Annotated in this window: 9 protein-coding genes; 3 read left to right on the forward strand and 6 right to left on the reverse strand. The window is 73.8% G+C overall.

Going from position 1 to position 10312, the window contains the following annotated elements; genetic code table 11:
* Nucleotides 1-159: 159 nt before the first annotated feature.
* A complete protein-coding gene (locus tag ACFRMQ_RS31155) occupies nt 160-954 on the reverse strand; it encodes a hypothetical protein (protein ID WP_380734056.1) in 795 nt (264 codons plus the stop codon).
* A 252-nt stretch (nt 955-1206) separates the two neighbouring features.
* Here ACFRMQ_RS31155 and ACFRMQ_RS31160 point away from each other — a divergent pair, with 252 nt between their 5' ends.
* The 3 genes from ACFRMQ_RS31160 (at nt 1207) to ACFRMQ_RS31170 (ending at nt 4166) form a co-directional block, all read left to right on the forward strand.
* Entirely contained in the window at nt 1207-1719 is a 513-nt protein-coding gene (locus tag ACFRMQ_RS31160; protein ID WP_380734057.1) for a SigE family RNA polymerase sigma factor, read from the forward strand.
* The gene (locus ACFRMQ_RS31165; protein WP_380734058.1) at nt 1712-2542 is read left to right on the forward strand and encodes a hypothetical protein; all 831 of its coding nucleotides are present in this window, start codon (nt 1712-1714) and stop codon (nt 2540-2542) included. Before ACFRMQ_RS31160 ends, ACFRMQ_RS31165 begins: the two co-directional genes overlap by 8 nt.
* 271 nt (nt 2543-2813) lie before the next feature.
* Entirely contained in the window at nt 2814-4166 is a 1353-nt protein-coding gene (locus tag ACFRMQ_RS31170) for a PP2C family protein-serine/threonine phosphatase (RefSeq protein ID WP_380734059.1), read from the forward strand.
* Between the two features lie 83 nt (nt 4167-4249).
* On the opposite strand, the gene ACFRMQ_RS31175 is transcribed toward ACFRMQ_RS31170, so the two are convergent.
* From ACFRMQ_RS31175 to ACFRMQ_RS31195, 5 genes are read right to left on the reverse strand one after another with little or no spacing between them, the layout of a single operon-like run.
* Nucleotides 4250-5785 (reverse strand): GMC family oxidoreductase N-terminal domain-containing protein, encoded by a 1536-nt coding sequence (locus ACFRMQ_RS31175; protein WP_380734060.1) that lies wholly within the window; start codon nt 5783-5785, stop codon nt 4250-4252.
* A complete protein-coding gene (locus tag ACFRMQ_RS31180) occupies nt 5782-6243 on the reverse strand; it encodes a hypothetical protein (protein WP_380734061.1) in 462 nt (153 codons plus the stop codon). Before ACFRMQ_RS31180 ends, ACFRMQ_RS31175 begins: the two co-directional genes overlap by 4 nt.
* A gap of 14 nt (nt 6244-6257) precedes the next feature.
* Nucleotides 6258-7676, reverse strand: coding sequence for an aspartate aminotransferase family protein (locus ACFRMQ_RS31185; protein WP_380734062.1), 1419 nt, complete (start codon nt 7674-7676; stop codon nt 6258-6260).
* Nucleotides 7673-9160: an NAD(P)/FAD-dependent oxidoreductase gene (locus ACFRMQ_RS31190; RefSeq protein WP_380734063.1), complete on the reverse strand. Its 1488-nt coding sequence runs from the start codon at nt 9158-9160 to the stop codon at nt 7673-7675. Before ACFRMQ_RS31190 ends, ACFRMQ_RS31185 begins: the two co-directional genes overlap by 4 nt.
* Nucleotides 9157-10179 (reverse strand): glycosyltransferase family 2 protein, encoded by a 1023-nt coding sequence (locus ACFRMQ_RS31195; protein ID WP_380734064.1) that lies wholly within the window; start codon nt 10177-10179, stop codon nt 9157-9159. The genes ACFRMQ_RS31190 and ACFRMQ_RS31195 overlap by 4 nt, the downstream gene beginning before the upstream one ends.
* Nucleotides 10180-10312 lie beyond the last annotated feature (133 nt).

Below are 10312 nucleotides of genomic sequence, written 5' to 3' on the forward strand. Positions count from 1 at the left end.
ACCTTGGAGAGTCCTCGTCGTCCCGGCCGGAAGGCACTTCCGCGTTTCCGGTCATGGACGGGGCGCCGGCCGACCCGGCGGCCCCGGCCGGTCATCCCCCGCGTGACCCCTCGTCACCACGGGGATGACCACCCCACCACAGAACGCGTGAGGTGACGCCTACTTGGCGGTGCCCTTGACGTTGGGCTGGGTCTTCTGGTTGTAGATCTCCTTGCCGTCCGCGTCGAAGGCGTGGACGTAGGGGGCCGGGCCGAAGGAGTTCGCGGCGGCGTCGGTGGAGATGGCGGCGGCGTAGACGAACGCGCCGCCCGCCATGACGGCCGGGTACTGCGTCGGGTTGTCGCCGTAGCTGATGGTCACCTTGGCGACGTCGGACGTGTAGTGCCCGGCGCCCAGCGAGAGGGACTGCCCGGCACCCACCCGCGTGCTGAAGCTGTCGAAGAACTCGATCAGGTGGCCGGCGCCCCACAGACGGTCGTTGATGAACGTCGCGGGGACGGACATGCTGGTGCCCTTGTGGCCCTTGGACTCGCACTGCACGTACTGGCCGGCGGAGTCGACGGCGACGACCACGCCGTCGGTGTCCGCCGAGGCGACGGGAGCGCGGACCCCGATCACCGCGTGGTACTTCGAGGCCTCGGAGCCCAGGCAGGAGGCCAGGATCTTCGTGACGGTCCCGGCGTCGATCGGGGTCGTCGCCGTGCTGGTGACGGTGGAAGCGGCCGGGGTGACGGGCCCGCGGGTGACGGACGAGCCGCTGCCGGAGACCACCGAGGCGTCGGCCGAGCCGGCGCCGGGGGCCGTGGCGGCGGGCGCGCCGGCGGGCTTGCCCTGGGCCGTGGGGGCGGGGGTGGACGTGGGGGTGCCGGTCGCGGCGGTGGCCATTCCCCCCGCCGTCGCGATGGCCGCGGCGGTGGCGGTGGCGGCGATGAGCATGATCGGGCGGATGCGCATGAATCCGTGTCCTTTCCTGCGGGCGTCCGGTTGACGCCGGCACCCCTGTACGCCTCCTGACGCCCGGCAGGTCGCACCCCGCACACGTGATCCACGTCATAGGTCGTCGGTGCAACCCCGGGACGGCTCCCGTGCGTACAGGGCGGGAGGCTCCGCCCAGGAAGCACGGCTCCACCGCCGCGGCCGAGGAGCACCTCCTCGCACATCGCCCGTGCCCCGAACCGACGGACAGCCCCAGAAGAAAGGCCCTTGATGACGCCACAGGAGTTCGACGCGTTCTACGCGGCGTCCTTCTCCCGCCTGACCGGGCAGCTCTACGCGCTGACCGGCAACTGGTCCGAGGCGCAGGACGTGGTCCAGGAGGCCTTCATCCGCGCGTGGGACCGAAGGCGCACCTTCGACCCGGGCGAGGCCCCGGAGGCATGGATCCGGACCACGGCCCGGCGGCTGGCCCACTCCCGCTGGCGGCGTCTCGCCCGGGGCCTGTACCTGGCCGGGCGGCACCACCGCCAAGAACCACCCGTCGTCGAGCCGCCCACCGAGGAGCACCTGATGCTGGTCACCGCGCTCCGCGACCTGCCCGAGGCACAGCGGAGCGCCCTGGTCCTGCACCACATGTGCGACCTCTCCGTCGAGCAGGTCGCGGCCGAGACCGGCGCCAGCCTCAGCGCCGTCAAGAGCCGCCTCGCCCGCGGCCGGACCGCGCTCGCGGCCAGACTCACCGACCGAACCGCGACCAGCGAGGAAGGAAAGCTCCGTGTCTGACCCCATCGACGACACCCTCGGCGACCGGCTGCGGCTGCTCGGCACACAGATGCCCGCACCGGCGCTGCCCGCCGTGGAGATCCGCAGACGCGCCGACCGGCGCCGCCACCGCCGGCGTGTCCTGGGCGCGACCGCGGCCTGCGCCGCGGCAGCCCTGGGCCTGGCCCTCCCGTCCGTACTGCGCTCACCGGAGCCACGGCTCTCACCGGGACCACAACAGGGAGCAGCCACCGCGGACATCCCCCCCGCGCCGGCTTCCCCCCTCCCCTCGGCCCCTTCCACCGTCATCAGCACGGCGACGACCCCGATCGACGCCGGGACCGTCACGAAGATCCTGGCCTCCTGCCTGGGCTCCGAGTCCTCGAAGTACCACCCGGTGATCGCGGTCCGTACTCCCGTCGCCTCGGCGGACACCGACGGCGTGGTCGTCGCCGTCGACTCCGCCGGCCAGTACGTGCAGTGCGAGTCCAAGGGCGACAAGGGCACCAGCACGTCCTCCCCCGCGACGTTCATCAACGACCGCCTGTGGGGCGCCGGCCACCTGATCGAGTTCTTCGACGGCTTCAGCGCGCGGGCCGGTGCCGGGCAGTCCCTCTCGCTGGGTGCCGGGCACTACACGTCGGACGTCGCCAAGGTCACCATCAGCTACGGCGACGACCCGACGCAGTACCCGGCCGTCATGGCGGGCGGCGCGTTCGTCTACGCCGCCGCCGTCTCCACCGCGAACTCCTTCGGCCCGGACCCCTACGTCCACGCCTTCGACGCGGACGGCAAGGAGATCTACAACCAGAAGACCCAGCCCAACAACCCGCTCGGACGGTGACGCCCGGCCCGGCGGCCGAGTTCGCCCTTCTCTCGGACGGGTTCGGCCGCCGGAGTGCCGATCGGTCGACGCGCACCTCCATGACCGGGGCGAAGAACGCGCCCTGTCCGGCGAAGAACGCGGCGAAGGGCGCGGCGAAGGGCGCGGCGAGGACGCGCGGGCGGATGTGACGGGGCAGGTCGGAACCGATTCCCGACCGGCGTCGTGCGTGTGCTCCCGGTCGGTCCGAACGCACCTGCGTACCGTTGGCGGCGATGAACGAGCCGATGCCGTGAGCCCGGAAGAAGACCGGACACCGCCGCCGGACCAGGGCACACCACCGAATCACGAGCCGCTTCCGGACGGCCGGCCGGAGGACATCGCCGCGCGGCTGAGCGCTCTGGCGGGAGCGAAGGACAGGCTCCAGGGGCTGCTGTCGGCGGTGCTGGCGATCGGTGGCGGGCTGGACCTGCCGACCGTGCTGCACCGGATGGTCACCGCCGCCATGGACCTGGTGGGAGCCCGCTACGGTGCGCTCGGTGTCCTCGCCCCCCGCGGCGACCGGCTGGAGCGGTTCATCACCGCGGGTCTCTCCGAGAAGGAACGCGCGGCCCTCGCCGGGACGGACTTCCCACGGGGGCACGGCGTCCTCGGCCACCTGATCCACCATCCGGAGCCGCTCCGGGTGAACGAGATCTCCGTCCACCCCGCCTCGATCGGCTTCCCGCCCGGCCACCCGCTCATGCACACCCTGCTCGGCGTGGCGGTCACCGTCCACGGCGAGATCTACGGCGACCTCTACCTCTCCGAGCGGCGCGACGGCAGGCCCTTCGACCAGGCCGACGAGGACATCGTCCGCGCCCTGGCCGGCGCCGCCGGGATCGCCATCGAGAACGCGCGCCTGTTCGGCGCCGTCCGCGACAGCGCCGAACAGTTCCAGCGACTGCTGCTCCCCACGCTGCCGGACCTCTCGCCGTTCACAGCGGCGGCGGTCTACCGCACCGCCGCCGCACCGGCCGGCGTCGGCGGCGACTGGTACGACGCCGTCCTCCTGCCTGACCGGTCCTGCGCGGCCGTCATCGGCGACGTGGTCGGACACGACCTGAAGGCGGCCGCCGCCATGGCCCAGGCCCGCAACATGCTCCGCGCCCTCCTGTACGACCGCAGGACGCCTCCCAGCGCGGTGCTCACCCAGCTCGACCACACCGTGCACGCCATCACCGACCTGCCGGTCACCACCGCGTGCCTGGCCAGGGTCGAACCCGACGCCGAAGGCTGGACCCTCCGCTGGAGCACGGCCGGCCACCCGCCGCCCCTGCTCCTGCACCCCGACGGCCGCGCCGAGTACCTGCACGGAGAACCGGGCGTCCCGCTCGGAGTCGACCCCGGCCTGCACCGCCCCGACCACACCCGGACGCTGCCGGCCGGCTCCACCGTGCTGCTGTTCACCGACGGCCTCGTCGAGCACCCCCGCCAGGCCATCGACGAGGGCCTGGCCGTCCTCGCGGACCTCGCCGCGCCCCGCGCCGGCCTCCCGCTGGAGGACCTCGTCCACTTCCTCGCCGACCACCACCCCAGCGACGGCCACGACGACATGGCCCTGCTGGCCGTCCGCGTCCCCGGGGGCCCCGGACACCCGCGGTGACCGCCGGACGGCTCCGCGCCACCGCGGCGGACACCAGCGGACCCGCCGTCGTCAGGTGCGGCGCGTCGCGCCGGCGCCGGGCCTCACCAGGACGGCCCCCGGCCCCGCGCGTCGCCCGTGCCCGGTCCGGGCGCGGTCGCCCGGCCACCACCGGGCCGACGGCCGGCGGACCGCTCCAGGTACCGGGCCGTCATCAGGTGGGAGAAGCCCATGATGGTCTCCTGCGGGCTGACACCCGTGGCGCCCGGCAGGACGCTCGCGTCGCACAGTCGCAGGTTCGTGAAGCCGTGCGGGCGGCCCTGGGCGTCGCACACTCCGCCCAGGGCGGGTGGGCCCATCCGGCAGGACGCCATGGCGTGGACGGAGATCAGGTCCCAGCTCTCGGGCCGGCCGTGCAGCGCGAAGTCGGCCGCCTGCGCGGCGGTGGTCAGGCGGGCGGGCGCGGGCGGCAGCAGTTCGACCGCGCCCGCCTCCAGGAGGAGTTCGGCGGTGTGCCGGAAGGCGGAGCGCAGGAGGTCCCGGTCGCTCCCGGTCAGGCGGTGCCGCAGGACCGCGCCGAGGCCGGGTACCGCCAGCAGCCGTGCGGTGCCCCGGACGCTCACCTGGGTGGTGTAGACCGCGATCCGGTCCAGCTGGGCCAGCATCCGGTCGACGGTCCCGGCGGGGTGGGCGGCCAGCGCCGCGGCGAGCGACCCCGGCGTGAGGTTCGCGGGCATCACCCGCACCCCCCGGTCGGCGAACTCCTGCAGTTGCGCGGTGAAGATGGTGCCCTCGGTGGCGCGGACCGGCTCATCGAACCGCGCCACCGTACGGAAGTTGACGTGGAACGCGATGGCCCGGCCCGGGCCGCGTCCACCGATGGCGCTGCGCCGCAGCAGCAGCGCGCTGCCGATCGGACCCGCCGCCAGGAACACCGTCCGCGGGAGGTAGCGCACTCTCAGGCCGTCGCGCACGGCGTGCACGGCCGTGACCCGGGTGCCGTCGTGTTCGAGCCGGACGACCCGGGTGTCGGGCTCGACGACCGCGCCGAGCCGTTCGGCGGCGGGCAGGTAGCTCACCAGCATGCTCTGCTTGGCCCCGGTGGGGCAGCCGGTGACGCACCGGTTGGCGTGCCGGCAGCCTCGGACCGCCCGGCGGGCCGGTGCCCAGCTCCAGCCGAGCCGGTCGGCCGCCCCGGCGAGCAGCACCGAGTCGTGGTTGCCCTGGCCGGGCGGCTGGTCGATGACACCGAGGCGCCGCTCCGCCTCGGCCAGGTGGGGGGCGAGGTGGTGGGCCCGGAAGCCGTCGACGCCGGCGGACGCCCAGCACTCCAGCAGGTGGTCGGGGGGACGCCAGAGCAGCCCTCCGTTGACCACAGTGGTGCCCCCGACGCAACGGCCCTCGCCGAAGGGGATGGTGGGCGCGCCGTGGATGGGCACCAGACCGCCCTGGCGGTAGAGCAGGCGCAGGTTCTCCGCCGGGGACGCCCGGCTGATCCGCGTCTGCGGGACGAGGGGGCCCTCCTCCAGGACGCGGACCTCCCGGCCCGCGCCGGCGAGCTCCAGGGCCGCGGCGCTGCCTCCGGCTCCCGAGCCGATCACCAGGGCGTCGCAGCGGACGGTGCGGACGGCCCCGGTCATCGGAGCTCCTGCCGTGGCGCGGTGGAGGGTCCGTCCACCGCGCCGTCCACCGCGCCGTCCAGAGCGCCGTGCAGGGCCAGCGCGAGGCTCACCCGGAGCAGTTCGGCGCAGCCGGGCACCGTGGACAGCCGGTCGACGACCCGTTGCGGACGGGCCCGGTCCGAGGTGCCCCGAAACGGGCCCGTCGGGTCCGCGAGGACGACGGCGACCGGGAACACCCGCATCAGCAGGGCGAACACCAGGCGGTACGGCGTCGGGAGCGCGGCCAGGGTGGCGGCCGTGTGGCGGACCGCGGCGGCCCGGCGGGACGGTTCGGACAGGGCCGTGCAGCGTCCGGCCCAGAGCGGCGGAAGCCCGGCGGAGCGTACGCGCCGTTCCCAGGCCCGCAGGCGACGGCGCTCCCGGGCGGTGCGCGACCCTTCGGCGGGTGCGGCGGGACGGGCCGCCGGGGGGTTCATCCGAGGATGATCCCTCATGCGGTGACCTTCTCCCTGACCAGGCCCGCCAGGAGACGGGGCATTCCCTTGGCCAGGGCCGCGTCCAGGGCGTCCAGGAAGACGTCGAGGTCGGAGTCCTCGGCCACCAGGGGAGGCGCGGCGATCAGCGGGAGGTCGTGGTTGGAGCCGTAGTAGGTGAGCACACCGTGGTCGCGGTAGAGGGCGGCGACCACGGCGGCGGTGGCCAGCTTGGCCCCGGCCTGCGGGTCGCGCGCGAAGGAGGACGGCAGCAGGCGCAGCGCGCGGTCGAGGGCGGCCGGACCGTGACGCAGGACGACGCCCTGGAGGGCGCCGGCGCCGCGCACCTCCGCGATCAGGTGCGGGTGTCGGGCGGCGAGGGCGGTGAGGCCGCGGTGCAGCCGCTCGCCGAGGTGGCGGGCCCTGGCGGGGTAGTCGTCCTCGACCGCGATCGCCACGGCCTCCAGCGCGGTGACCGTCTCCTCCCCGAACCCGTAGTAGGTGGTGCTGTGCAGGGTGGCGTCGGGGAGCGAGTCGTAGGCCCTGCGGAAGACGGGCTCCCGGGCCACGTAGCCGGAGATGGACGCCTTGCCGCCGCCGAAGGACTTGGAGGTGGTCACCACGTCCGGGACCAGGCCGGGGTGGCGCATGAAGTGAAAGAGCGAACCGGTCCGGCCCCAGGAGGTGTAGACCTCGTCGAAGATCAGGACGATGTCGTGCCGGGTGCACAGCCGGCGCGCCTCGCGCAGGAACTCCTCCGAGCACTCGCGGAGGCTGGAGGCGCTGAAGGGTTCCAGGACCACCGCGTAGACGTCGCTCCCGCCCTCGGGCGTGGTGTGCCGCTCCAGGGCCAGTTCGAGGGAGCGGAGGTCGCCGAAGGCGAAACCGTCCGTGCCGGGAATCCGCGGGAAGGTGAAGTGCACCTCCGGCGAGGTGGTCAGGCTTCCGGCGCCGAGCAGCTTGCCGTGGAAGGCGATGTCGGTGTGCAGGACGGTGCCGCGATGGCCGCGATGGTACTTGTAGGCCATCTTGAGGGCGCCCTCGACGGCCTCCGCACCCGAGTTGGGGAAGTAGCTGACATCGAGGTCCGCGGGCAGCAGCTGAGCCAGGTTGTGTCCGAGTGCGGCGACGTACGGGGAGAAGTAGTTCTTGTGCACCTCCATGCGCCGCAGTTCCTGGAAGCGTCGGCGGGCGGCCAGGATGCGGGGGTGGTTGTGGCCGTGGTTCAGGACGCCGATCCCGCCGGTGAAGTCCAGGACTCGCCGCCCGTCGCGCAGGGTGAGCCAGCAGCCCGAGGCGCTGTCCACGACGTCGCGGCCGAATCCGAAGGCGGAGAGCAGCGTCACCTGCCCTCGGCTGACATGACGGCGGTAGAGCTCGTGCACCCGCGCGATGGGCATGCGCTCGCATTCCTCGGTGCTGATCAGGGAGTTCATGGCGTCCCCTCCTCGGGGCCGGTGCGGGGGCCGGTGCTCGGGTCCGTACGGGCGGCGGTGCGGGCGGTGGTACGGGCGGTGGTACGGGGGGCGGTGCGGATCCGGTCGGCGATCAGGCGCCCGACGTGCCGCCCCTGCCGCACGGCGTAGTTGGTGCCCCGGTCCTGGGGGTAGACCTGGGCCATGCCGGCCAGGTAGAGCCCCGGCACGTCGGTCTCCATCGCCGGGATGCGGTCGCCGTAGCGCGGGGTGATGACCGGCTGGGCGTGATCGGCCCGCCAGACGTGGTGGCTCCGGACCCAGTCGCGCTCGAACTTCGGGAACATCCGGCGCAGGTGCGGAAGGCTGGCGTGGAACACCGCGTCGTCGTCCATCCGGTACAGCTCGGCACCGGTCGGGAGGTAGGCGGACAGGTAGACCAGGTGCCGCCCGGCATAGGCGTCGGAGTCCTCCAGGTTGGTGTGCTCGATGACGCCGACGTAGGGGAACGACGGGTCGGTGACGTTGAGCCAGTAGGTGTCCGACAGCGACCGGTCCGTCTCCAGCACCAGGCACAGATTGGCCAGGTAGGGGATCTCGGACAGTCGCCGGCGGACGGCGGGCACGTCCGGATGGGGCGGCGGCCCGGCGGGGGCGGGGGCGAGGAAGCCGGCGAGGAGGTCCGGTGCCGTGGTGGCCAGCACCCGCCGCGCGGGCAGGACGCCGCTCTCGGTGCGGACCCCGCACACCCCGTGGGCGTCGGTCAGCATCTGCCGTACCGGGGTGCTCGTACAGATCCGGACCCCCAGGTCGGAGAGCCGCGCGACCCACGCGTCCAGCAGGGCGGCGCAGCCACCCCTCAGGTAGTAGAGGACCTCGCGGCCGCTGTGCGACCGGCTGCCACCGCGCAGGTGGAGCTTGGTCCACATCCAGGTGGCACCGACCTCGGTCGCGTACTCGCCGAACTTGCCCTCCAGCAGCGGACGCCAGACCGTCTCGTAGACCTGCGGCCCGCTCAGCTCCACCAGCCACTCGCGGGCCGTGAGGTCCTCCAGGTCCCGCCAGTGCCTCACCCGGTGGGCGCGCACCGCGGACCAGCCCAGCCGGACCCGGTCGGGCAGCGGGAGGGGGGCGAACCGCAGCACGTCCCACGGGCTCGACAACCGGTACACCGAGTTCGCGTAGTAGACGCCGGTCCGGGTCCGGTGCGGCTGGAGCAGGTGGGAGCAGCCGAGTTCCGCGCACAGTCCCCGGATCTCCAGGTCGGAGGAGAACCAGTGGTGGTAGAAGCGTTCGAGCCGGGCTCCCCCGACCTCGAACGACCCCGCCAGGCCGCCGACGTACGGCTCGCGCTCCAGCACCCGGCAGGCCACCCCGGCCAGGGCGAGCTCATGGGCGGCGGCCAGGCCGGTGAACCCGCCGCCGATCACCAGGACCTCGTCGCCGGGCGCCGGGGCCGGCGCCCGGCCGTCCCCCGGTGCCGTGCCCGCCGACGGGCCGCTCACGAGGCCGCCGCCTGATCGTCGGGGTTCATCGGTCCCGCGGCGACGCGGGAGGACGTGGACCTCGCGGGAGCTCCCGTTCGCGCCGCCCGCGCCGCGGACCGGCCCGGCACACTCTGACGGACCAGGTACGCGGGCCGGCCGCGCGTCTGGTCGTACTCCTGGAACACGTAGTCCGCCAGCACACCGAGGCACAGCAGTTGGACGCCCAGCGCCCAGGCGCCCCGCGGTGCCCTGCGGCCGGTCACGGGTCCGGCGACCGCCACCCCCAGGACCACGGCCGCGGCCAGCACCGGAAGCCGCGCCGGGAAGTCGGAGCAGCTCATCAACGCCTGGTGCGCCAGGCCGAGTTGACGGCGGATGCCGTACTTGGACCTTCCCGCAGGACGAGGCCGGCGGACGCACTCCACCGTGGTCTCGGGAAAGCCGGCCCAGCTGATCTGGCCGCGGAGGAAGAGCCTGCGCTCGGGAAGGGTCGCGACCAGGTCGACCACACAGCGGTCCAGCAGCCGGAAGTCACCGGTGTCCCTGGCCACCGGCTGGTCGGCCAGCACGTCCAGGACCCGGTAGAAGACGTAGGCGGACCCGCGCTTGGACCAGGACTCGCCCTGCCGACGGGTCCTCCGGGCGGACACCACGGGCCAGCCCTGCCGCCAGCGCTCCACCAGTTCGGGGATGACCTCGGGCGGGTCCTGCAGATCCGCGTCGATCATCACCACCGCGTCGCCGGCCGCCTCGCGGAGGCCCGCCAGCAGTCCGCACTGATGGCCGAAGTTCCGGCTGAACCGCACCAGGTGGACCCTGGGGTCGTCCGCGGCCAGCTCCCGCAGCACCTCCCAGGTACGGTCCGTGCTGCCGTCGTCCACGAGGACCAACTCGTGGTCGCAGCCGGCCAGACGGCTCATCACGGCGGTCAGCCGCTCGTAGGTCGCGGGCAGGACCTCCTCTTCGTTGAAACACGGGACCACGACGCTGATCAGAGGCCGCGGACCGAGTCCCGAGGCCGCGCTGTTCTCGGACATCGCTGCTCCCCTCGAACCCTCCGGCGCTGTTCCGTCCGAAGGCGATGGGTGTGGGAGGTGTGGGATGGGAGGTGTGGACGGTCTGGGCGGCGCGGGAAGGGCCCCGCCGCCGTCGGAGGCGCCCCCGCCCCGC

It is taken from the genome of Kitasatospora sp. NPDC056783, from assembly GCF_042789895.1.
Lineage (GTDB): Bacteria > Actinomycetota > Actinomycetes > Streptomycetales > Streptomycetaceae > Kitasatospora.

Excerpts from the sequence above, each read along its gene's own strand:
- ACFRMQ_RS31160 (WP_380734057.1), top strand. The coding sequence starts at position 1,207 with ATGACGCCACAGGAGTTCGACGCGTTCTACGCGGCGTCCTTCTCCCGC.
- ACFRMQ_RS31175 (WP_380734060.1), bottom strand. The coding sequence starts at position 5,785 with ATGACCGGGGCCGTCCGCACCGTCCGCTGCGACGCCCTGGTGATCGGC.
- ACFRMQ_RS31185 (WP_380734062.1), bottom strand. The coding sequence starts at position 7,676 with ATGAACTCCCTGATCAGCACCGAGGAATGCGAGCGCATGCCCATCGCG.
- ACFRMQ_RS31195 (WP_380734064.1), bottom strand. The coding sequence starts at position 10,179 with ATGTCCGAGAACAGCGCGGCCTCGGGACTCGGTCCGCGGCCTCTGATC.
- ACFRMQ_RS31155 (WP_380734056.1), bottom strand. The coding sequence starts at position 954 with ATGCGCATCCGCCCGATCATGCTCATCGCCGCCACCGCCACCGCCGCG.
- ACFRMQ_RS31180 (WP_380734061.1), bottom strand. The coding sequence starts at position 6,243 with ATGAACCCCCCGGCGGCCCGTCCCGCCGCACCCGCCGAAGGGTCGCGC.